Source organism: Acerihabitans arboris (assembly GCF_010131535.1).
Classification (GTDB): Bacteria; Pseudomonadota; Gammaproteobacteria; order Enterobacterales; family Enterobacteriaceae; genus Acerihabitans; species Acerihabitans arboris.
In genome coordinates this window covers 93894-116657 of sequence record NZ_WUBS01000002.1, presented here as the reverse complement: position 1 = coordinate 116657, position 22764 = coordinate 93894, and the positions used below count along the sequence as shown (strand labels likewise).

Below are 22764 nucleotides of genomic sequence, written 5' to 3'. Positions count from 1 at the left end.
AGCCGCGGCAATAAAAGTGCGTTGCGCGTTATCCGCTTATCCGAGCGGATATTTTCTTTTTCAGTAACCACCTGTGGGAGGCTAACGACGTGAAATTCCTTTATAGGCTGCTTTTTTCAGTATCGCTGGCAATAGCGGCCTGCTCCGCCAATGCCGGCGAAAGCGCCTGGCAACAATACAAACGGGCCTTTGTGTCGCCCGACGGCCGGGTTATCGATACCGGCAACCATGATATCAGCCATTCCGAGGGGCAGGGGTTCGGCATGTTGCTGGCGGTGTTTAATGATGACAAACCGGCTTTTGACCATATCTGGTCATGGACCCGGCAAACGCTCTATCGGGATGACGTGGGATTGTTCGCATGGCGTTACGAGCCGCAGGCGAAGGTACCCATTGCCGATGCCAACACCGCATCCGACGGCGATACGCTTATTGCCTGGGCGTTGCTGATGGCGGGACAAAAATGGAATGATAAGCGCTATTTACTGGTTTCCAGCCTGATACAAACGTCTTTGATTAATCATGCCATTGTTTCCTTTGGCGGCTACACCGTTATGTTGCCAGGCGTGGATGGCTTTACCCATCCAGGGCGCGTCACCTTGAACCCCTCCTACTTTATTTTTCCCGCCTGGCGCGATTTCTATCAGTCCAGCCACAATGAAATTTGGCAAACCCTGATCAACAGCGGCAGGCTGCAGTTAATCAACATGCGCTTTGGCGATGACGGCTTGCCCACCGATTGGGTAGACCTGGATCAGGCCGGGCAATTTTCTCCGGCGGTGGGCTGGCCGCCGCGTTTCAGCTTCGACGCTGTTCGCATCCCGCTCTATTTAAGCTGGGCGGGAATAGCGGACGATACCATGGCGCCCTACATCAAATATTGGTCAAAATATAGCCGCGGCGTAGCGCCGGCATGGATCGATGTGGTCAAAAACCAAACGGCGGAATATGCCATGACCACGGGTATGCTGGCGGTGCGGGACCTCATCCTGGCGGGCAAAGCGCCGATTGCCGCCACCCTGGCCAGGGATGAAGACTATTACTCGGCCAGTTTGCATCTATTGGCCTTTTATGCCCAACATCGACGGGTTGAATAAATTATTAAAACACAATAGCGCGCTATGGAAAATTAATCGTAAATAATGTTTCCAATTGCAATCGCGAATATTAACCAATTGCTTAGCATGGCTAATTAACAATAATTTGGTTTATAGTTGACGATTAAAACTCTGTTCTTTTCGCAAATTAAAAGCGAGAGCGGAGGTATTTTTATGCGCGTAAAAAATATCCGATTGATAGAATGAAAAGAGTTAATGAAAGGTTGGTATAGTGTGAAACTGAATAATAACAAAATGTCGCCTTAATCTCGGCGCAACGTTATGCGTGCGTAGCTTAATATTTTCATATTCAAAACGGGTCATTCAGGGGAAAAGATGAACATACGTGTTTTAGAATATTTGGTTGCACTTGCGGAATACAATCATTTTCAAAGAGCGGCGGAAGCTTGTCATGTCAGTCAACCGACCTTAAGCGGACAAGTAAGAAAATTGGAGGACGAACTGGGGCTTAAGTTATTGGAACGAACCACCAGGAAAGTCAGTTTTACGCAAAACGGACTGATGTTGGTTGACCAAACCAGGACGGTATTGCGGGAACTTAAAGTATTGAAGAATATGGCCGCCATGAAACAAAATGCCATGCCCGCCTCTTTGCATATCGGCATTATTCCGACCATTGCGCCTTATTTGTTCCCTCATTTAGCCATGGCGGTGGGGCGTAAATTTCCCAAATTACAACTTTACCTTCATGAAGCAAAAACGCATCAACTGGTTGATTTACTGGAGAAAGGAAAAATTGAGTGCGCCATCATGAGCCGGGTGCGCGAGACCGAATCCTTTGTCGCGCCGCTGCTGTTTGAGGAGCCGATGCGATTGGCGGTAGGTATGGATAATCCTTTGGCCGGACGGGAAACCATTTCCATGTCGGAATTAAAGGGCCAAAAGCTGCTGATGCTTGATGACGGCAATTGTTTACGTTGGCAAGTCAAAAAATATTGCTATCAGTTCGACGCCGACGAGGATACGCGCTTTCAGGTCACCAACCTGGAAACCATTAAAAGCATGGTGGCGGCTAATCGCGGCATGGCACTGGTGCCTTTGCTGGCAGTATCGCAACAGCATAAGGATGAGGCCATTCGTTATCTTCCCTGTTTTGACCCGGAACCAAAACGCGCGGTGGTGCTGGTATTTCGCCATGGGGATTCATTGCGGGAACGTTTCGAGCAACTTACCGCCATGATCCGCAACTATATGGAAAACCACTTTACAATGAAAAGAGTTGAGAATATTTGATCAGCCACTGATAGCCTAATGCTCATTTAATTCACCCTTGCCGGTTGTTGAGGCATTGTTATTTTCACCGTACCTGGAGAGCGCTGCATAGAGTATGATTAAATATTTTGATAAATAAAATATTCAGCATTTAATATTAAAATTTCTATCTTATTTACCAACAGCACATCGCTTATCCCGAATGGATTACCGGCATGGCGTATCCGATTGTTTACCGGTGTTTATCCTCTCAGGACGGGGCGGCCCATGCCGTCTCGTCCGCTTTGCGCCGTCCCGACCCGGTTTGCCGCCGGTGTTTACCACTGTCCGTTGACCCAGGCGACCAGATCGGCCGCCTTTAATGCCCTGGAATACAAAAAACCCTGGGCAATATTGCATTGCAGCGCCTGCAGTTGCTGTTTCTGCATTTCGGTTTCCACGCCCTCCGCGACCACGGTTTGACGCAGGCTCTGCCCGATGCGCACCACCGTCGTGGCAATCGCCTTGGTTTTGCTCCCCTCCTGAAAATCCTGCATAAAGCTTTGGTCTATCTTGAGCTCGGTCATCGGCAGATGCGCCAGCCGCGACAAGCTGGAATAGCCGGTGCCGAAATCGTCCATCGATAATCCCACGCCCAGGTCGCGCACAGCGCAAATCACTTTTTCCGTTTCCGGACGCTGGTTCATCATCACGCCTTCGGTAATTTCCACCGTCAGGCATGCCGCCGGCAGACGGTATTCCTTCAGCAAACCGGCGATAAATTCCGGCAGGTTGCTATTATAAAAATTTATGGGCGAAAGATTAACCGATACGACCGGGATCGGTACGGCGTCGGCGCGCCACTCCGCCATTTGCCGGCAGGCCTCGCGCAGCGACCAGCGGCCGATGGCCTCGATTTCGCCAATTTCCTCCGCCAGGGTAATAAATTTTGCCGGCGAGACATCGCCGAGGATCGGATCGCGCCAGCGCGCCAGGGCTTCAACGCCATAAAGCCTGCCGTCCTTTAACCAGATTTGCGGTTGGTAATGTAGGCGCAGCTGCTTCCTGGCGATGGCTGATTTTAATGCCGTGGCGAGTAACTGCCGCTCCTGATCGACCTGGTTCATATCCGGGCTGAAGAATAAATGGCCGCCGTTGGCCGGCATCCTGCCGCTGTGCGTCGCAATGTTGGCATGCCGCAGCAGGGTATCCCTGTCGTTGCCGTGTTCCGGGTAAACGCTGACGCCGATGCTGGCGGAAATATCCAGGGCAAACCCCGACACGTCAAACGGCATGCGGAACAGGGCCTGGATTTTTTCCGCCAGCATCACCGCGCGGCGGGCATCGCAATCGGCGGCCACCAGAACAAAGGAATCGCTGTTCGACCGGCTGATAAACGCCTCCTTTGCCAGGTGCTCCTCGAATCGGCGGGCAATTTTTATCAGCACCGCGTCCCCCGCGGCATAACCGAGCGTAGTGTTGACGTCTTTAAAATGCACCAGGTCAATAAAAAAGATCGCGATGCTTTGCTGTTTGCCGGATTTTAGCAGTTCATCAATATGCTGATATTGATACCTGCGGTTGGGTAATGCGGTTAAGGGGTCGAAATGGGATTGTTTCATAATGGAATATACTTCGCCGGCCGGCTCGTCTATTTCAGCATGATTTAATGTGCCCATATAATACTGTTTCCCTGTCGTCTCAATTTTTGACAATGCGAGGGAAACCCATATTTCCTGGCCGTCTTTGCGTCTGATTTGCACATTGCGCCGCTTGCCGACATATTCCGCATGCAGGCCTTCGTCCCGATCGGATAGCGTTATTCCGGGCAACACCAGCCGGCGTCCGATAATTTCATGACGACTAAAACCCCACAAACTCTCGGCCCGATGGTTAAAAAATAAGACATTACTCACATCATCTATAACCACTACCGCATCCATTGCCTGTTCCAGCGCCGACAGAAGAATATCGAAACGAAGGAGGTTTTTTTTCACCAACATGCTTAAGGTCCATGATAATCATATACCAGCCATGCTAGCTGAACACCGCGAGCCAAGCAATATAAAGCTCGACAAATCAATCATATATAGTTTTTGACGATGAAAGGCGTCCCCTGGTTTATCATTGAGGCTCTTTGATATGAAACAGAGGTTCGTCGGGAGGGAATAATTGATTCGTCAATGCCCATAGGACGATATTTTTATCGTTATTATCTATATATCAATACTGCATCCGCCATCAAAAGCGCCGCTATATGCCGCAAAAACGGCTCCCGGCCACCGGGCTGGCATTGCTGCCGGGTTATTCGAACGCCGGCGCCTTTACATTAAGCGCGCCGGCTACGCGTCCCGGCGTTGATGTCGCAAGGCGGGTCGGGCAGCCACACCGCTTTACGAATGGAAATCGCCTTGGGAATCAGCCCCAGCGCATAGAACCGGTCGGCTATTTTTTGCTGCTCGCGAATCACGTGGGCGTCAATGGCGCGCGTTTCGTGGCTGCAGCGCGCCAGCGCGCATTGCAGGGAGGCGGGCGGCAGTCCGAGCTCGATGGATAAATAATGCGCCGCTTCTGCCGGCGAGGCGGTGATATACCGGCCGGTCTGTTGTAATAATTGGATTATCTGCCGCAGCATATCGGCGTCCTTTTCGGCAAACTGCCGGCGCGCCAGGTAAAATTGCTGGTTAAGCACCAGGTGCGTCCCGTCGGCGACCACCCGCATATGGCCCGAAAGCTGGGCGTCGCTTAATAATGGATCCCACATCATCCAGGCGTCCACCGACGTGGTATCGGTGTGCGTAAGCGGGTATTTTGGCGGCGCATAGACGATGCGCACATCGTCCATCGACAACCCATGCTCTTCCAGTATTTGAATTAACAGATAATGAACGTTGGATCCTTTATTGACCGCAATGCGTTTGCCTTTTAAATCCGCGCCGCTGCGGATCGGACTGTCCGGGGATACCACCATCGCCACGCTCTGGGGCGCCGCCGGTTCGTAGGCAATATAGACCAGCGACGACCCCTGCGCCTGGGCGAAGATCGGCGGGACTTCGCCGGTGGTGCCGAAATCAATCTCGTCGTTGCCCAGGGCGTGCAGCAACTGGGGCCCGGCGGGAAACTCGCTCCACAGCACGCTGACGCCCTGGGCGGCAAAAAGCTGTTCCAGGCTTTGGCGCGCCTTGACGATGCCCAGGTTGCCGTACTTCTGGTAACCGATGCGGATCTCCCGCTCGGGGGCCAGGATGACGCTATTGCCGCCGCGCCCGCCCGTCGCCGCGTCCCTGCGGCGCGGCTTGACCAGGCCGATATGCGCCAGGTGGGTGCGTAAGGTATTGCGGCTGATGCCAAGCAGGGCGGCGGTCTGCATTTGGTTGCCGTCGTTAAGCTCCAGAGCGCTTTTCACCAGCGTGGTCACCATGCGGTCGAACAGCCGCGCCGGTTCGCTGCGCAGTTGCCGGTGGATAAATTGTTCCAGGTCGCGGTCGTGGCTGCTGTCGATGTCGCCGATGTGCTCATCGAGCCTGAGCTGCTGCGGCATAATCAGCGAGCCCTTGCTCAGCAGCACCGCGTTATGCAGCGTGTTTTCCAGCTCGCGCACGTTGCCGGGCCAGGAATACTGCAGCAGCATGTCAAGCGCTTGCGCCGCCAGCCGCGGCTCGGGGCGACCCAGGCGCCGGGCATAAAGCCGCATAAAATGTCCGGCCAGCAAAGGAATGTCGCCCGGGCGCTGGCGCAGCGGCGGCAGCGTCACCGCGGCGACATTCAGCCGATAGTACAGATCTTCGCGAAACCGGCGTTCACGAATGGCATTGGCCAGGTCCACATGCGTGGCGGCGATGACCCGGACATCGACTTTAATCGCTTTGCGCGAGCCGACGCGGGTGACCTCGCGCTCCTGCAACACGCGCAGCAGCTTAACCTGCAGGGACAGGCTCAACTCCCCGATTTCATCCAGCAGCAACGTGCCGCCCCCGGCGGCCTCGAACCATCCCTGATGACCGCTTGCCGCGCCGGTGAACGCCCCTTTTTCATGGCCGAATAATTCCGATTCCGCCAGGCTTTCGGTCAGCGCGCCGCAGTTAACCGCCAGGAAAGGCCTGGCGCGGCGCAGGCTGTTGTGATGCAGATAACGGGCCACCACTTCTTTGCCGGTGCCGGTTTCGCCCACGATAAGCACCGTCGCGTCCGTCGGCGCGAGACGGTCGAGCACGCTTTGCAGCGCTTTCGACGCCGGGTCGATGAGGTCGGGGGCGGAGGGAGAAAATGCGGGCTGAGGATGCTGCATGATACGGCTCCAGGTCATTTGGCTGAACAATACGTCAATTCGCCATTGCATGGTTGCTGGCCAAAAAAGCTTATCCTAAGGCGCCCGGCCGGGCGAGGCCTTTTCCCGCCCCATTGCTGCCAATGCAGCAGGCCCCGGCCATACGCTGTTGCACCGGCAGCAGCGGGCGGCGCGAGACAACATCACAAAAGATTGATATATATCAAGAAAAATAAATTTTCAGCCTGGCACGCCGCGTGCTATCTCTTTTATAACCAAAGGTTAACCTCCTTTCGATAAATTACGAATATAGTTATATAGGGAATGCATAATGAGCCAGCAGACCAGCGATAAAATAAACGTATTGTGGTTTTTGCCCACCCATGGCGATGGACGCTACCTGGGCACCACCGCGGGCGGCAGGGCGGTGGATTTGTCTTATCTTCAGCAGGTGGCGCTGGCGGCGGATAACCTGGGTTATTACGGCGTGCTGATCCCGACCGGCAAAAGCTGCGAGGATTCATGGCTGGTCGCCGCGGCGCTGGCGCCCATTACCCGCCGCCTGCGATATCTGGTGGCGGTTCGCCCCGGCCTGCAGCCGCCAAGCCTTGCGGCGCGAATGGCGGCGACGCTCGATCGTCTCTCCGGCGGGCGGGTGCTGATAAATGTGGTGACCGGCGGCGATCCGGTGGAAAACAAAGGCGACGGTATCTTCCTGAGCCACGCAGAGCGTTACGAGGTGACGCATGAGTTCCTGACGGTTTACCAGCGCCTGCTGAAGGGCGAAAAGGTGGATTTCCAGGGTAAACATATCCGGGTCGAAGGCGCCGAGCTGCTGTTCCCGCCGGTTCAGCCCGACGGCCCGCCGCTGTTTTTCGGCGGCTCCTCGCCCGAGGCGATCGATGTCGCCGCCGGCCAGATTGATACTTACCTGACCTGGGGCGAACCGGTGGGGCAGGTGGCGGAAAAATTGGCCGAGGTGCGCCGGCGCGCCGAACAGCGGGGGCGTACCCTGGATTATGGCATCAGGCTGCATGTCATCGTGCGGGAAACGGAAGAGGAGGCCTGGGCCGCCGCCGATCGGCTGATCAGCCATCTGGACGACGCCACCATCGCCGACGCGCAGAAAATTTTCGCCCGCATGGACTCCACCGGCCAGCGGCGCATGAGCGCCCTGCACGGCGGGTCGCGCGACGGCCTGCGCATCGGTCCCAACCTCTGGGCGGGCGTCGGCCTGGTGCGCGGCGGCGCGGGCACCGCGCTGGTCGGCAGTCCACAGCAGGTGGCCGATCGCATCCGCGAGTATCAGGCGCTGGGGATTACCCACTTCGTGCTGTCGGGATATCCCCACCTGGAAGAGGCCCACCGTTTTGCCGAACTGGTCATGCCGCTGCTGCCCCTGGCGCAGCCGGCGGGCAACGGCGTGCGCGGCGTCAACACCGGCCCGTTTGGCGAAACCATCGGCGGGGACAAGCGCCCGGGCAAGATCGGTAAGGACTCATGATGGCCGCCCGTACGCGCATCGTGTTCATCGGCACCGGCCCGGCCGACCCGCGCCTGCTGGTGGCGGGACCGGCGGCACGGGGGCGTTTTGGCCAATTGATGGGCCTGCCGCAGGCGGCCGAACATGCCCAGGCCCTGGCCACGCAGTTGCTTGCCCTGCTGGCGTCATCCGCCCCTGACGGGCGATGTCCGCCGTCGCGGCGTTAGTTCCCTGATGTAACACCTGAGCCTGTTTTTGGTTACCCGATAATAATGACTCCGCCTGGCCCGCGCCTGGACGGGGTATGCCAACCCTGGAGAAGCTATGTCATCGCAACGAGAAATTCGCCTGAACGCCTTTGATATGAACTGCGTCGGCCACCAGTCGCCGGGCCTATGGGCGCACCCGCGCGATCGCTCCTGGCAATATAAAGACCTGGAGTATTGGGTCGATCTGGCGCGCCTGCTGGAACGGGGCAAGTTCGACGGCCTGTTCATCGCCGATGTGCTGGGCGTCTATGATGTGCTGAACGGCAACGGCAACGGCGATGCCGCTATCCGCCAGGCAACCCAGGTGCCGGTCAACGATCCGCTGGCATTGATTACGCCCATGGCCCTGGTCACCGAACACCTGGGCTTCGGCCTGACGGCATCGCTCTCGTTCGAGCATCCTTATCCTTTTGCGCGGCGGTTGTCGACGCTGGATCATTTGACCAAGGGGCGCATCGGCTGGAATATCGTCACCTCATATCTGGAAAGCGGCGCGCGCAATATCGGCCACCGGGCGCAAACCGATCATGATGCCCGCTATGACTATGCCGATGAATATCTGCAGGTGATTTACAAATTGCTCGAGGGCAGTTGGGAAGAGGGCGCCGTGCTGCGCGATCGCGGGCGGCGCGTCTTCAGCGATCCGGGCAAAATCCACCCGATTAATCACCAGGGCACGTTCTTTCAGGTGCCGGGGATCCACCTGTGCGAGCCGTCGCCGCAGCGTACGCCGGTGTTGTACCAGGCCGGCGCGTCCAGCCGGGGAAAACAGTTTGCCGCCGGGCACGCCGAATGCGTGTTTGTCGCCGTTCCCTCCAAAGTGTTGCTGAAAAAAACCGTGGCGGATATCCGTCGCCGCGCCGCCGAGGCCGGCCGCGACCCGCGTTCCATCCTGATCTTCAACCTGCAAACCGTTATCGTCGACCAGACCGACCGGCAGGCGCGGGCGAAATGGCATGACTATAAATCCTATGTCAGCTATGAGGGCGCGCTGGCGCTGATTTCCGGCTGGACCGGCATTGATTTCGGCCAGTATCAGCCGGGGCAGGTGCTGAAACACCTGCACACCAATGCCATTCAGTCGGCGGTGGAGACCTTCTCCACCGCCGATCCCCACCGGCAGTGGACGGTGCAGGGACTGGCGGACTGGGTCGGCATCGGTGGTTTCGGCCCGTTGCTGGTGGGAAGCGCGCAGACGGTGGCCGACGAGCTGCAATCCTGGGTGGAGGAAACCGATGTCGACGGTTTTAACCTGGCCTATGCCGTGACGCACGAGAGCTTTAGCGATGTGGTGGAGCATCTGGTGCCGGAGCTGCAAAAACGTGGGGTCTACAAGCGCGACTATGCCGCCGGCACGCTGCGGGAAAAACTGTTCAGGCAGGGCGCGCGCCTGGCTGCCCCACATCCGGCGGCGGGCTATCGGCACGCCGGTCTCGCCGCGGCTCCGGCCGGTCTCGTGGTCAACAGATAAGAGGCCGCCAAGATAGAAATCGATAATGTCTCCAGGCGCTATCCCGCCCCGGGCGGACAGCGCATCGAGGTGCTCAAGGATATTTCGCTGCGGGTGAGCGCGGGCTCGATCACCGCGGTGGTCGGTCCCGGCGGCGCGGGGAAATCCACCCTGGCGAGATGCAGCAGCCCGCTGGACACGGCGCCAAATACTTTCGCTTCGCAATTGGCCATAGGCACGCCTTATTTAAACGATGGATAAATCGACAAGCCGAAAAAGGCCTTTGCCGGCCCACGGGTCCAGGAGTACCTGAAGACCACCGGCGATCCGTTGGTCAAGGGGGGATGGGTGCCGGTAAGTCGTGCTGAATAACAGCGGGGAATAGCAATGCTGTCTGGAATTGCATTTAAATCCTAGGGAAAAAATATTCGGTGAGGAACGACTTAATTATGCTGTTAATAAAATAGTGCTAATTTTTCATTGCTTATTATCCCTGGCTGGAACTTTTGCGGGTTCGTCATAATTACGGGATGATCTGGCTTTTGTATGGACATAAAAATTAAATGGTAGTCCTCCCGGTTTTTTTAAATGCAAGATTATATCCATCTATATAAATGATTATTTGTTGTTTGCATAAAAATAATAATATTTTTATAACGGTGTTTCATCTGCAAAATAATATTGAGGATATTATGAGTACAATAAATATTGATGATATTCCACCGGGAGCGCCGCCCCGTTCCGCCCCGGTAAGTTCGGTCAGCGATGTGGCCGGGTTGATCAATACCCGTAGCGATAAAAACAGCCATGCGCGCATGATCGTATTCCTGGCGCTGGGCGGCGTATTTCTCGACGCCTACGATCTGACCACGCTCTCTTACGGTATCGATGACGTGGTCGGGGAATTCGGCCTGACGCCGGCCCTGACCGGCCTGGTGACGTCGTCAATCATGATCGGCACCATTATCGGCAATCTGCTCGGCGGCTGGCTTACCGATAAGTATGGCCGCTATTCAATCTTTATGGCCGATATGCTGTTTTTTGTCGTCTCGGCCATCGCGGCGGGATTGGCGCCGAACGTCTGGGTATTGATTGGCGCGCGGTTCCTGATGGGGATCGGCGTCGGCATTGATTTGCCGGTGGCCATGGCCTACCTGGCGGAGTTTTCCAAATTCGCCGGCAAAGGCAACAAGGCGGCCCGGCTCGCCGCCTGGTGCCCGATGTGGTATGCCGCCTCGTCGGCATGTTTTTTTATTATTTTCGGCCTCATATTTCCTGCTGCCGAAGGAGCATCTTGACTGGTTATGGCGCGCGTCGCTGCTGTTTGGCGCGGTGCCGGCGCTGCTGATCATTGCCGTGCGCCGCAAATTCATGAATGAATCACCGCTGTGGGCCGCCAACCAGGGCGACCTGAAGGGCGCGGTGCGCATCCTGCGGGACTCCTACGGCATCCGCGCCCATGAGGTGACGGAGGAAACATCGGCGACCGCCGCGAAAAAGCCCTCCAGGGTCAGCTTCCGGGTACTGTTTGAAAAACCCTATCGCGAACGGACCATCGTCGCCGGGGTCATGAATGTCTGTATTTCCTTTGAATATACCGCCATTGCCTTTTTCCTGCCGTCGATCCTGGCGCAGTTCCTCGGCGCGGGGGTGTTCGAGACCATTTCCGCGTCCCTGGGCCTCAATGCGCTGTTTGCCTTTACCGGCGGCCTGCTGGGCATGCGGCTGGCTTGGAAATACCCGTCGCGCCATGTGGCGATTGCCGGTTTCGCCCTGCAGTTTATCGCCCTGGTCGCGCTGGCGCTGACCGGCCAGCCCCAGGCGGCGGCGGGCATCGTCTTTGCGATCCTGATGCTTGGGTTATGGCTGTTTGCCGAAGGCTTTGGTCCCGGTGCGCAGCTGATGATTTACCCGACGCTATCTTATCCCACCTCGATCCGCGCCACCGGCGTCGGTTTCAGCCGCTCGCTTTCGGGTATCGGCAGCGCGCTGGCGCTGTTTATCCTGCCGATTATCAAGGCCGGCCTCGGCACCGATATGTTCTGGGTCGTGTCGCTCAGCGCCATTATCCCGATTATTTTCCTGCTGGCGGTGCGCCATGAGCCCACCCTGCGGGACATCGACGACCATGACGATTAACGGAGATGCCATGACTTACCCACATCCGCTTGCCAAGGGTACCGACTACGCGCGCCTTGCCGCGCGGTTCCGGCCGGTTTTCAGCAAAATTGCCGCGGGCGCCATCGAACGCGAGCGTACGCGCACCTTGCCATTGGAGCCCATCCGCTGGCTGAAGGAAGCGGGGTTCGGCACGCTGCGGATCCCCGAGGCGCAGGGGGGGCATGGCGCTTCGCTGCCGCAGCTGTTCCAGTTACTGACTGAGCTGGCGGAGGCGGATCCCAACCTGCCCCAGGCGCTGCGCGCCCATATGGCCTTTGTCGAGGACCGGCTGAATGCGCCTGATTCCCCAGAACGCGAGCGCTGGTTTCGCCGGTTTATCGACGGGGATATTGTCGGCAGCGGCTGGACGGAGATCGGTGCGGTAAAGCTGGGTGAAGTGAAAACCAAGGTCACGCCGTCGGCGCAAGGCTGGCGATTGGACGGCGAGAAGTTTTACAGCACCGGCGCGCTGTTCGCCGACTGGATTGACGTCTTCGCCCAGCGATCGGACAACGGCGGCAATGTGATTGCCCTGGTCGCCACCCGCCAGGAAGGGGTGCTGCGCGAGGATGACTGGGACGGGTTCGGCCAGCGTACCACCGGCAGCGGCACTACCCGTTTCCAGCAGGCGCGCGTGGAGCCGGAGCATGTCTACGATTTTGCCGACCGCTTTCGTTACCAGACCGCGTTTTATCAGCATGTGCTGCTGGCGACGCTGGCGGGAATCGGCCGGGCCGTACAGCGCGACGTGGCGGAGGGGGTGCGCCGCCGGCAACGCATCTATAGCCATGGCAACGCGGCAAGGGCCAGCGAGGATGCGCAGGTCCAGCAGGTGGTCGGGCAGATCGGCGCCTGGGCCTACGCGGTTGAATCCACGGTCTTGCGCGCCACCGGGTCCTTGCAGCTTGCCTATGAAGCGCATTTCAGCGGCGACGGGCAGCAGGAGCTCCAGGCCAATATCCTGGCGGAAGTCGACTCCGCCAAGGCGCAGGTTATCGCCACGCAGTGGGTGCAGCGCGCTGCCGGAGAGCTGTTTAACGCGCTGGGCGCATCGGATACGCGGGCCGAAAAAGCGTTGGATCGTCATTGGCGTAACGCGCGCACCCTGTCGTCCCATAATCCGGTGATCTATAAAGCGCGCATCGTGGGCGATTATCTGGTTAACGGACATGAGCCGATGTTTATCTGGCAAATCGGCAACGGACCGGATAAGCCGCCGCAGGCGTGATCTTGCCCCGTACGGCTTTATCGACAGGTGGAATGACCATGGGAAAAAGCGCGGTGAATCCTGCGCGCGCCTTGTTATCCAGGGAATGGAACCAATAAAATGCGGATTACCTTTGCCGGATTTGTTCGTTGGGATCCGCGGATGCCTTGGGTAGAGTTATAGCCCTGTTCAGACATAGGCAAGTCAGGAAAAGATCAATGGGCACCTTAATTCCGGTTGTTGATCATGCGGTCATCAACGTTGCGGACCAACTTGATGAAACGCGGGAGCTGTTCGGGCATTTAGGCTTTCAGCTGACGCCGCGCGGTCATCATTCCTTGGGCTCCAGTAACCATTTGGCCATCTTTGGCGAAAATTATGTTGAACTCCTGGGTTACGAAACGGCCAATGCGGATAAACGCCGGGAGCTGTGGACGGCGCCCCTGGGCCTTGCCGGCCTGGTATGGAAAACCACGGATGCCGATGAGGTTTACCGGCGCCTGCGGTCCGTCGGCCTGGCCGGCGACCCTCCGGCTTCGTTTTTTCGTCCGGTGGCATTGTCCGACGGCAGCCGGCCCGAGGCGCGGTTCCGTACCGTCCGGCTGGCCGCCGAACGGGTCAACAACGGACGCAGTTTTTTTTGCCAGCATGATACCCCGGAACTGGTTTGGCGCCCGGAATGGCGGGTACACCCCAACGGCGTGACCAATATCATCGGTTTTGTGATTGCCGCCGCCGATCCCGCGGCGGTTGCCGGTGTCTACGGGACGCTGTTTGACCCACGGCTGATCCAATCCGACGACCAGGGCGGCTATCTGCTGGCGGCGGGCAAAACCCGCGTACGTTTTATCACGCCCGAGCGGGCCAATACGCTTTATGGTCCGGTACCCCTGGGCGAAAACGGCGCCGAACGGATGGTGGCGCTGGAGTTTGCCGTGTCTTCACTACCCGGGAGCGCCGCCTGGTTCCAGCGGCGGCGCATCGAGACGCTGCCCCGTTCACCGCAAGAACTGCTGATTCCCGCAGCTCATGCCTTTAATGTCGCGCTGTTGTTCAGGGCGGAGTAATCCTGTTAAGGTTTGGTCAAAAAATGAAAGCCATTGTGTTACGTGAACACGGCGGCAACGATAAGTTGCGCCTGGAAAACGGATTTCCCGACCCCATCGCCGGCGCTGGGGATGTTGTCCTGCGCGTGCGGGCCTCCTCGCTCAATTACCATGATGTCTTTACCCGCCGCGGCATGCCGGGCATCAGCTTGCCTTTTCCCATCATTATCGGCCTGGACGTGGCCGGTGAAATCATCGCCCTGGGCGAAGGGGTGCGGGGGTGGAATATCGGCGACCGGGTGGTGGTCGACCCGATCAACCGGGTCGACGGCGGATTGGTGGGCGAGACCATCCACGGCGGCCTGGCCGAACGTTGCCGGGTGCCGGCCCATCAGCTGATTGCCCTGCCGGATGAAATCAGTTTTGCCGAAGCGGCGGCGCTGCCGGTGGCCTACGGCACCGCCATGCGCATGATGACGACCATCGGCCAGATCCAGCCCGGGGAAAAGGTATTGATCCTCGGCGCCAGCGGCGGCGTCGGCGTGTGCTGCGTGCAGCTGGCGAAGCTGGCCGGCGCCCAGGTGATTGCCTGTGCCGGCAGCGAGGAAAAAGCTGAACGTCTGCGCGCCGTCGGCGCCGACCAGATCATCCGTTACACCGAGCGGGATTTTATGCAGGAAGTGTTCCAGCGTTACGGAAAACCAGCGCGCCAGCGTAACGCCGCGGCGCCGGGTGGCGTCGATGTGGTGGTCAACTTTACCGGCGGCGACAGTTGGGTCAAATCCCTGCGCTGCCTGCGGGTGGGCGGACGGGTACTGACCTGTGGCGCCACCGCCGGTTTTAATCCCACCGAGGATCTGCGCTATATCTGGACCTATGAATTGCAAATCCGCGGTTCCAACGGTTGGGAGCGCGAAGATCTGCATCATTTACTGGATCTGGTGCGGGAAAAACGGCTGCGGGTGCTGATCGATCGCCAATGGCCGCTGGAACAGGGCGCGCAGGCGCTGGCCTCGCTGGAGCAGCGCCAGGTGATTGGCAAGGTGGTGGTGGTATGAGCGCACGGCTGAGCAAGGCGCAAATCGAAGAAAAATTCCGGCTATCGCCGTTTATCGATTGGCTGCAATTACGCATAGAAGCGGTGGATTACGATCGGCAAACCCTGACGGTGACGGTGCCGATGCGGGCGGAGTTCGAACGCGGCGCCGGCAGCGGCCAATGGCATGGCGGACCGCTGGCATCGATTATCGATACCGTGGGGGATTTCGCCCTGGCGATGATGGTCGGCGCCGGTTTGCCCACGGTTAATTTCCGGGTCGATTACCTGCGCCCGGCGATCAATACCTCACTGCGGGTCGTGGCCCGCGCCAGACGTATCGGCCGCAGCATCGGCGTGGCCGACGTGGACGTGTTCAACGAACAACAGGTACTGCTGGCCATCGGCCGCGCCAGTTACGCCACCGGCGTCGTACCATCAGGAGCTTCATCATGAGCGGACAGTTTTCCCGGCGTAAATTCCTTGGCATCCTGGGCGTCGGCGGATCCATGGCGGCGTTGTCACCGGCGATCCCCGGCTTCAGCCTGCTGGATAATGCCTTTGCCGTCGAGACGGCGGGCGCCGCGCCGCGCCGCGGCGGTACCCTGGTTATCTCCTGGGGCGGCCTGGAGCCACAGGCGCTGTTTGTGCCGGGCGGCGGCGGCTCCGCGCCGTTCCAGACCTCGACCAAAATCCTGGAACGCCTGCTGAAACTGGATAACCACCTGCAGTTCCAGCCGGTGCTGGCCGAGTCGGTCGTGGCGGCTGCCGATTATAGAAGTTATGACATTACCCTGCGCCAGGGCGTCAAGTGGCATGACGGCACCGATTTTACCGCCGACGACGTCGTATATAACGCCATCGAACACTGGAAGGGCATTTCGGCCGGCATCGCGCTGAAAGGCCTTAACGCCGCCACCGCCCTCGATCCCCATCGGGTAAGGCTGAGTTTTGATCATCCGGTGCCGGAGTTTTTCCTCAAGTCGATACTGGCGGGCCAGTATCAACTGCTGCTGCCGAAACATTTGTACGCCGGCAAGGACATGCTCACCAATCCCCTGAATAACCGGCCGGTGGGCACCGGGCCCTGGACTTTCGGCGAATGGGTACGCGGCAGCTATGTGCAATACCGCCGCAATGAGCATTACTGGTCGGCAAACCAGCCTTATCTCGACAAACTGCTGGTCAGGTGGTGGAGCGACGCGGCGTCGCGCACCGCCGCCCTGGAAACCGGGGAGCTGGGGTTGGGTTATTCTAATCCGGTGCCGGCCAGGGAAGTGGACCGGCTGGTGAAAACCGGCCAGGTGGTGCTGGATACCAGCGGTTATGAAAATAGCGCCTGGGCGGTCACGGTGGAGTTCAACCAGCGGCGCGAGTTCGTAAAACGCCGTGAGGTGCGCCAGGCCATCCTGCATGCCATCGACCGTCAATTTATTGTCAATACCCTCTATTTTGGCCGGGGAAAACCGGCGGTAGCGCCGATTTTCAGCAGCAATAGCCTGTTTTTCAATGATGATGTGCCCAAGTATGAGTTTGACGTCAAAAAAGCGGCCGCCTTGCTGGACGCCGCCGGCCTGCCGGTGAAAAACGGCAGCCGTTTTACCGTTAACCTGCTGGCGGCGGCCTGGTTCGAGGAAAACGCCAAGCTGGGCCAATACCTGAAACAGGCGCTGGAGGATATCAACATTACCGTACGGCTCGATTCGGCGGATCGCGCCACGGCGCTGAAACGGATCTACAGCGACTATGACTATGATATCGCCATCTCCAACTACACCGCGCCGCTGGAACCGGTGCCGACGGTGACCCAGTTCTTTACCACCGACGGCATCGTCAAGGGCGGGGCGTTTCGCAACGCCACCGGCTACAGTAACCCGGAGATGGATCGGCTGGTGGCCAATATCACGGTGGAAGTGGATGAGGCCAAGCGCCGCGACCTGGTCCATCAGTTTTTGCGCCTGGCCAGCACCGACGTGCCGTTTGTTCCCCTGGTGGAGATGCAGTCCTACACGCTGGCGCGCACCAACGTGCGCAACTTTACCTCCGACGCCAATGTCCAGGGCACCGCGCTGAACGATGTCTGGCTGGCGGGGTAACGGCATGGCGCGCATCCTGGCCAGACGCCTGCTGCAGGCCGTGCCGCTGCTGCTGGGGGTCATTATCATCAATTTTGTCCTGATGAAATGCGTGCCGGGCAGTTTGCTCGACGTAATGACCGCCGAACAACAGGTCACCGATCCCGCGCTGATCGATCGCCTGCGCGCGCTGTATGGGCTGGACCAGCCGGCGTGGCTGCAGTTGCTGAAATATATCGGCGCGGTGGCCCATCTGGATCTCGGCTTTTCCTATCGCCATAACCTGCCGGTGCTGGACGTTATCCTGGCCCACCTGCCGGCCACGTTGCTGCTGATGCTGGCAAGCATCGCGGTGGCCCTGCTGGTGGGGGTCGGCGCCGGCGTGCTGGCCGCCGTTAAGGTCAACAGCGGCTGGGATACCCTGATCTCGGCGCTGGCGGTATTGTGTTTCGCCGCCCCCGGATTCTGGCTCGGCATCATGATGATCATCCTGTTCTCCGTCAAACTCGGCTGGTTTCCGGTGGGGGGAATGCAGACCATCGGCGCCGATGAAGGGCCATGGGGAGGCGCGCTGGATATTGCCCGTCATCTGGTGCTGCCGGCCCTGACCCTGGGCCTGTTTTATGCCGCCACCTACGCGCGGGTAATGCGCGCCTCCATGCTGGAGATTGCGCAGCTGGATTTCGTGCGCGCCGCCCGCGCCAGGGGATTGAGCCGGTTTCGCGTGATAACCGGCCATATGATGCGTAACGCGCTGCTGCCGGTGGTGACCCTGTTCGGCCTGCAGCTCGGCACCGTGCTGGGCGGCAGTATCGTGGTGGAGTCGGTGTTCAGCTGGCCGGGCATCGGCCAGGTCCTGTTCGACAGCGTGATGAGCCGCAACTTTCCCCTGGTCATGGGGGTATTGGTGCTCAGCTCGCTGGTGGTGATTGTGGTGAATATCCTGGTTGACATGATCTATGCCCGCCTGGATCCGAGGATTGGAGGCTAGCACATGTCGATTATCGCGACTTCTTTGCCGGTCGGCGCGCCGCGGCTGGCCTTCCTGCGCCGTTTCTGCCGCCATCGCGGCGCCGTCATGGGCGCGCTGATTATCCTGGTGATTGCGGCGGCCGCGCTATCGGCCGGCTGGCTTTATCCCACCGATGCGCTGCGCATCGTGGCCATGCCGGAAATCTGGCCTTTTACCGACGCGCGTTATCCGCTGGGCACCGATTCCCTGGGGCGCGACATCATGTCGCTTATCGTCCACGGCGCGCGCGCCACCCTGCTTATCGGGCTGGTGGCCAGTTTGGTGGCCACCACGCTCGGCGTGGCGGCGGGCGCCGCGGCCGCCTGGTTCGGCGGCTGGATTGACGAAGTGCTGATGCGGATTGCGGAGTTGTTCCAGATCATTCCCAACGTGGTATTTGTGCTGACGGTGGTCGCGGTGCTTGGCCCGCGTATTGAAAATATCATTATCGCCGTCGGCCTGGTCTCCTGGCAGCCCATCGCCCGGCTGACCCGCGCTGAATTCCTGTCATTCAAGGATCGCGAATTCGTGCTCGCCTGTCGCGCCTGCGGCATGGGCAACCTGCGCATCGCGCTGGGCGAGATCCTGCCCAACGTCATGCCGCCGGTGATCGTGCTGTCGTCGCTGGTGATCGCCGGCGCCATTCTTTACGAGTCCGTTATCTCTTTTCTCGGCCTTGGCGATCCCAACCTGGCCAGTTGGGGCCGGCTGGTGGGGGAGGGGCGTACGCTGATCCGCTCCTCCTGGTATATCTGCGCGGTGCCGGGCGTGGCGATTATGCTGGCGGTGCTGGCGTTAAATCTGATTGGCGACGGGCTGAACGATGCCCTGAACCCGAAATTGAGGGATCGCCTGTGAACAGCGTGCTGGAGGTTAACGATCTGACGGTTGAGCTGCGCGGGCGCCAGGGCGCCGTAACCGCGCTGGATAAGGTATCGCTGACGCTGAACGCCGGTGAAACCCTGGCGGTGGTGGGGGAGTCGGGCTGCGGCAAATCGCTGACCGCGCTGGCGCTGATGCGCCTCCTGCCCACGCCTCCGGCGCGGATTTGCGGCGGTGAAATCTGGTTTGAACGGCAAAACCTGGCGACCCTGCCCGAAGGGCGGATGCGGCGCCTGCGCGGCAACCGCGTGGCCATGATCTTCCAGGATCCGATGAGCTCGCTTAATCCGGTGAAAACCGTGGGCGACCAGCTCAGCGAGGTGCTGCGGGTGCATTTGGGCCTGACGCGGCGCCAGGCCTGGAAGCAGGGCATCGCCCTGCTGGAGCGGGTCCATATTCCCGATCCGGCCCGGCGCATGGATGAATACCCGCACCGGCTGTCGGGCGGTATGTCGCAGCGGGTGATGATCGCCATGGCCATCGCGTGTAAACCGGCGGTATTAATCGCCGATGAGCCGACCACCGCCCTGGATGTGACCATCCAGGCGCAAATTTTGGCCCTGCTGCGGGAATTACAGGCCGATACCGGCATGGCGCTGATGTTGATTACCCATGACCTAGGGGTGGTCGCGGCGATGGCCCGGCGCGTGGCGGTCATGTATGCCGGTAAAATCGTCGAGCAGGCCTCGGTGCCGGAACTGTTCGATACCCCCCTGCATCCCTATACCCAGGGATTGCTGCGCGCCACGCCGACCTCCGGGCGGCCGGGCGAACGGCTGCTGGATATCCCGGGCAGGGTGCCCGCCCTGTCGGCCTTGCCCAAGGGTTGCGCCTTCGCGGCACGCTGCCGCCATGCAATGCCGGCCTGCGCGCAGCAGCGGCCCGATTTGAGCGAGCTGCGCAGGGAGCACCACGTGGCCTGCCTGGCGGCGGAAGAGGACGCACGGGCGCCGGCGCCCAGGCTGGCTAACGGCGGGTGGCGCGGATGAAACCCTTTTTGACCGTGGAAAACCTGCAGGTGAGTTATCCCACCCGCGATGGACGGGTGTTTGCCCTGGCCGGCGTCGACCTGGCGCTTAGCCCCGGCGAAACCGTCGGGCTGGTGGGGGAGTCGGGCTGCGGCAAATCCACCCTCGGCAAGGCGGTGATGCGGCTCATTCCCAGTACCGGCGGCCGCATAAACATAAACGGCAACGACATCACCCATTTGGGGCGTAAAGCATTATTACCCTACCGGGCCGATATCCAGATGATGTTCCAGGATCCGCAGGGGTCGCTGAATCCCCGCCAGAGCGTGGGTAAAAGCATCGGCCGGCCGCTGGAGGTCGCCGGCTGGACGGGCGCGGCCATCCGCTGGCGGGTAGGCGAATTGCTGGAGATGGTGGGGCTGCCCGCGGCGGCGGCCTCCCGGTATCCCCATGAGCTTTCCGGCGGCCAGCGCCAGCGTATCGGCATTGCCCGGGCGTTGATCCTGGAGCCGAAGGTGATCATCTGCGACGAGCCGGTCTCCGCCCTGGACGTATCGGTGCGGGCGCAGGTGATAAACCTGATGCGCGATATCCAGCAGCGCACCGGCGTGGCCTATCTGTTTATTTCCCACGATCTTTCCGTGGTGGAATATATCGCCGACCGGCTGCTGGTGATGTACCTGGGACGCATCGTTGAAAGCGGCCCCACGCGGCAGGTCTGGGCCAAACCCGCCCATCCCTATACTTTTGCCCTGCTGGCGGCGGCGCCGGTGGCGGATCCCCGCGCGGCGCGCGGCCGGAACCTGTTGACGGGCGAACTGCCCAGCCCCATTTCCCCGCCGCCCGGCTGTCCGTTCCATACCCGCTGTCCGCGCGCCGGGGAACGCTGCCGGGTGGAGCGCCCGCCGCTGCGTGGCGGCGGCGACCAACGACAGGTCGCCTGCCATTTCCCCTTATTTGATGTCGACGCCACGCAATTACCGCCACCGGCGTTATAAAGGAGCAGCTATGCCGTTTCATCACCACAACCTGGGCGATCTGATCGTCCGCAGCGCGGATTTACAGCGTGACGCGCTGATTGATTTGAGCGATCCCGCCCGGCCGCGCCATTGGAGCCATCGGCAGATTGATGGGCTGGCCGGCGGCGTCGCCCGCTACCTGGGCGATCTTGGCCTGCCGCGGGGCAGTACCGTCGCCATCGCCTCGCTTAACCGCACGGAATACATTGCCGCGTATTTCGGCATTATGCGGGCGGGGTTGGTCGCGGTGCCGCTCAATATCAAAGTGCCGATCGATACCCTGGAATACCTGCTGGCGGATGCAAACATCCGCCTGGCGTTTGTCGACGACGCGCGCTATAAAATTTTGCAAGGCAAGCTCCCCCTGGTGAACTTCGACGATCGGGGCGGGGAGGGGTTCCACCGGTGTATCAGGCCGCAGGCCTTCGACACCGTGCGACCCGCGCCGGATGAGCTGGCGATGATCCTCTACACCTCCGGCTCCACCGGCCGGCCAAAAGGCGTGCCGCTGACCCACCGGGGGCAGCTGTGGGCGCTGGAGGCCACCCGCAGCGGCGGCGTGGAGCCTGACGGACCGCAGGCCCGTTATCTGCTGGCGCAGCCGTTGTTTCATATGAACGGCCTGTTCCTGACCAAACGGGTGTTTGCGGTTAATGCCTTGCTGGTGGTTCTGCCGGCCTTTGACGCCGAGCGCTATGCCGCCGCGCTGGCCGATTACCGCGTCAATATTGTCACCGCCGTGCCGACCATGTTTGCCCGTCTGGTCCGCGATCCGCGTTTGCTGGCCGGGCGCGATTTCTCCGCGCTACAGCGCCTGATGCTGGGTTCCGCCCCCATGTCGCTCTCGCTGCTCAATCGTATCCAGAGAGCCTTTCCCAATGCGGCCATCACCCACGGTTATGGCACTACCGAGGCGGGACCGGCGGTGTTCGGCCCTCATCCCGACGGGCTGCCCACGCCGCCCCTGGCGCTGGGGTATCCGCTCGCGGCGGGGGAGGTCAAGCTGGTGGAGGGGGAGAACGCTGACGAAGGCGTGCTTTGCATGCGCAACCCGGCGGTAACGCCGGGGTATCTCGGCCTGCCGGACAAAAGCGCCCAGGTGTTCCGGGACGGCTGGTATTACAGCGGCGACGTCATGCGTCGCGATGCCCGGGGTTTCTTTTATTTTACCGGCCGGGCGGACGATATGTTTGTCTGCTCCGGGGAAAACATCTTCCCGGTGGAGGTGGAAAAAACGCTCGAAACCCATCCCCAGGTGCGTCAGGTTTGCGTGGTGCCGTTGCCGGATGAGGAGCGCAGCCAGGTGCCGGTCGCGTTTGTGGTATTGCAGCCCGACAGTACGCTAAGCGTCGACGCGTTAAAGCGGCATGCCCTGGATAACGGCCCGGCCTACCAGCACCCCAGGCGCATCGCATTCCTGGCCGAGCTGCCGTGGGCGGGCACCAACAAAGTCGATCGTCACGCGTTGACACGACTGGCTTATCAGCTGGAGGCGCGGCGGGGCTGGAACGACCCGCTGTCAACGGCGCCAAACCCGGCCTGACGTCGCCCGGCCGCCGGCGTTATTCGCGCGGCTGGCCG

16 protein-coding genes and 4 pseudogenes are annotated in these 22764 nt (G+C 59.9%); 18 read left to right on the top strand and 2 right to left on the bottom strand.

What is annotated here, in order from left to right; all coding sequences use genetic code 11:
• Window positions 1-89 precede the first annotated feature (89 nt).
• Both GRH90_RS02785 and oxyR read left to right on the top strand, forming a co-directional pair.
• Entirely contained in the window at window positions 90-1097 is a 1008-nt protein-coding gene (locus tag GRH90_RS02785) for a family 8 glycosyl hydrolase (RefSeq protein ID WP_162364375.1), read from the top strand.
• 336 nt (window positions 1098-1433) lie between these two features.
• On the top strand, window positions 1434-2351 hold the full coding sequence (gene oxyR, locus GRH90_RS02780) for a DNA-binding transcriptional regulator OxyR (protein WP_162364374.1): 918 nt from the start codon (window positions 1434-1436) through the stop codon (window positions 2349-2351).
• A gap of 296 nt (window positions 2352-2647) precedes the next feature.
• On the opposite strand, the gene GRH90_RS02775 is transcribed toward oxyR, so the two are convergent.
• Both GRH90_RS02775 and GRH90_RS02770 read right to left on the bottom strand, forming a co-directional pair.
• Window positions 2648-4312, bottom strand: a complete 1665-nt coding sequence (locus GRH90_RS02775) for an EAL domain-containing protein (protein ID WP_162364373.1) — start codon at window positions 4310-4312, stop codon at window positions 2648-2650.
• A 326-nt stretch (window positions 4313-4638) separates the two neighbouring features.
• The gene (locus GRH90_RS02770) at window positions 4639-6597 is read right to left on the bottom strand and encodes a sigma-54-dependent Fis family transcriptional regulator (RefSeq protein WP_162364372.1); all 1959 of its coding nucleotides are present in this window, start codon (window positions 6595-6597) and stop codon (window positions 4639-4641) included.
• Window positions 6598-6907: 310 nt separating this feature from the next.
• Between GRH90_RS02770 and ssuD the strand changes: the two genes are divergently transcribed.
• From ssuD to GRH90_RS02695, 16 genes and pseudogenes are all read left to right on the top strand, one after another.
• A complete protein-coding gene (ssuD, locus tag GRH90_RS02765; protein ID WP_162364371.1) occupies window positions 6908-8080 on the top strand; it encodes an FMNH2-dependent alkanesulfonate monooxygenase in 1173 nt (390 codons plus the stop codon).
• Window positions 8081-8115: 35 nt separating this feature from the next.
• Window positions 8116-8286, top strand: a pseudogene (locus tag GRH90_RS02760) (FAD-dependent oxidoreductase); the annotation flags it as partial.
• A 97-nt stretch (window positions 8287-8383) separates the two neighbouring features.
• On the top strand, window positions 8384-9799 hold the full coding sequence (locus GRH90_RS02755) for an LLM class flavin-dependent oxidoreductase (protein WP_162364370.1): 1416 nt from the start codon (window positions 8384-8386) through the stop codon (window positions 9797-9799).
• A gap of 12 nt (window positions 9800-9811) precedes the next feature.
• Window positions 9812-9976, top strand: a pseudogene (locus tag GRH90_RS26460) (ATP-binding cassette domain-containing protein); the annotation flags it as partial.
• A 3-nt stretch (window positions 9977-9979) separates the two neighbouring features.
• Window positions 9980-10150: pseudogene (locus GRH90_RS26145) on the top strand (MetQ/NlpA family ABC transporter substrate-binding protein); the annotation flags it as partial.
• Between the two features lie 320 nt (window positions 10151-10470).
• Window positions 10471-11917, top strand: a pseudogene (locus GRH90_RS02745) (MFS transporter).
• A gap of 10 nt (window positions 11918-11927) precedes the next feature.
• A complete protein-coding gene (locus GRH90_RS02740) occupies window positions 11928-13166 on the top strand; it encodes an acyl-CoA dehydrogenase family protein (protein WP_162364369.1) in 1239 nt (412 codons plus the stop codon).
• 197 nt (window positions 13167-13363) lie between these two features.
• Window positions 13364-14212, top strand: coding sequence for a VOC family protein (locus tag GRH90_RS02735; protein ID WP_162364368.1), 849 nt, complete (start codon window positions 13364-13366; stop codon window positions 14210-14212).
• A gap of 23 nt (window positions 14213-14235) precedes the next feature.
• Window positions 14236-15249: a quinone oxidoreductase family protein gene (locus GRH90_RS02730; protein WP_162364367.1), complete on the top strand. Its 1014-nt coding sequence runs from the start codon at window positions 14236-14238 to the stop codon at window positions 15247-15249.
• Entirely contained in the window at window positions 15246-15683 is a 438-nt protein-coding gene (locus GRH90_RS02725) for a PaaI family thioesterase (protein ID WP_162364366.1), read from the top strand. Before GRH90_RS02730 ends, GRH90_RS02725 begins: the two co-directional genes overlap by 4 nt.
• On the top strand, window positions 15680-17323 hold the full coding sequence (locus GRH90_RS02720) for an ABC transporter substrate-binding protein (protein ID WP_162364365.1): 1644 nt from the start codon (window positions 15680-15682) through the stop codon (window positions 17321-17323). The genes GRH90_RS02725 and GRH90_RS02720 overlap by 4 nt, the downstream gene beginning before the upstream one ends.
• Window positions 17304-18293 (top strand): ABC transporter permease, encoded by a 990-nt coding sequence (locus tag GRH90_RS02715; protein WP_246235839.1) that lies wholly within the window; start codon window positions 17304-17306, stop codon window positions 18291-18293. The genes GRH90_RS02720 and GRH90_RS02715 overlap by 20 nt, the downstream gene beginning before the upstream one ends.
• A 3-nt stretch (window positions 18294-18296) precedes the next feature.
• Entirely contained in the window at window positions 18297-19172 is an 876-nt protein-coding gene (locus GRH90_RS02710; protein ID WP_162364364.1) for an ABC transporter permease, read from the top strand.
• Window positions 19169-20185: an ABC transporter ATP-binding protein gene (locus GRH90_RS02705; protein ID WP_162364363.1), complete on the top strand. Its 1017-nt coding sequence runs from the start codon at window positions 19169-19171 to the stop codon at window positions 20183-20185. The genes GRH90_RS02710 and GRH90_RS02705 overlap by 4 nt, the downstream gene beginning before the upstream one ends.
• A complete protein-coding gene (locus GRH90_RS02700) occupies window positions 20182-21162 on the top strand; it encodes an ABC transporter ATP-binding protein (RefSeq protein WP_162364362.1) in 981 nt (326 codons plus the stop codon). Before GRH90_RS02705 ends, GRH90_RS02700 begins: the two co-directional genes overlap by 4 nt.
• A gap of 10 nt (window positions 21163-21172) precedes the next feature.
• Entirely contained in the window at window positions 21173-22726 is a 1554-nt protein-coding gene (locus GRH90_RS02695) for a class I adenylate-forming enzyme family protein (RefSeq protein WP_162364361.1), read from the top strand.
• Window positions 22727-22764 lie beyond the last annotated feature (38 nt).

Coding starts and splice junctions, on each gene's coding strand:
- GRH90_RS02710 (WP_162364364.1), top strand. CDS start 18,297: ATGTCGATTATCGCGACTTCTTTGCCGGTCGGCGCGCCGCGGCTGGCC.
- GRH90_RS02770 (WP_162364372.1), bottom strand. CDS start 6,597: ATGCAGCATCCTCAGCCCGCATTTTCTCCCTCCGCCCCCGACCTCATC.
- GRH90_RS02740 (WP_162364369.1), top strand. CDS start 11,928: ATGACTTACCCACATCCGCTTGCCAAGGGTACCGACTACGCGCGCCTT.
- GRH90_RS02695 (WP_162364361.1), top strand. CDS start 21,173: ATGCCGTTTCATCACCACAACCTGGGCGATCTGATCGTCCGCAGCGCG.
- GRH90_RS02735 (WP_162364368.1), top strand. CDS start 13,364: ATGGGCACCTTAATTCCGGTTGTTGATCATGCGGTCATCAACGTTGCG.
- GRH90_RS02715 (WP_246235839.1), top strand. CDS start 17,304: ATGTCTGGCTGGCGGGGTAACGGCATGGCGCGCATCCTGGCCAGACGC.
- oxyR (WP_162364374.1), top strand. CDS start 1,434: ATGAACATACGTGTTTTAGAATATTTGGTTGCACTTGCGGAATACAAT.
- GRH90_RS02700 (WP_162364362.1), top strand. CDS start 20,182: ATGAAACCCTTTTTGACCGTGGAAAACCTGCAGGTGAGTTATCCCACC.
- GRH90_RS02720 (WP_162364365.1), top strand. CDS start 15,680: ATGAGCGGACAGTTTTCCCGGCGTAAATTCCTTGGCATCCTGGGCGTC.
- GRH90_RS02775 (WP_162364373.1), bottom strand. CDS start 4,312: ATGTTGGTGAAAAAAAACCTCCTTCGTTTCGATATTCTTCTGTCGGCG.
- GRH90_RS02725 (WP_162364366.1), top strand. CDS start 15,246: ATGAGCGCACGGCTGAGCAAGGCGCAAATCGAAGAAAAATTCCGGCTA.
- GRH90_RS02755 (WP_162364370.1), top strand. CDS start 8,384: ATGTCATCGCAACGAGAAATTCGCCTGAACGCCTTTGATATGAACTGC.
- ssuD (WP_162364371.1), top strand. CDS start 6,908: ATGAGCCAGCAGACCAGCGATAAAATAAACGTATTGTGGTTTTTGCCC.
- GRH90_RS02730 (WP_162364367.1), top strand. CDS start 14,236: ATGAAAGCCATTGTGTTACGTGAACACGGCGGCAACGATAAGTTGCGC.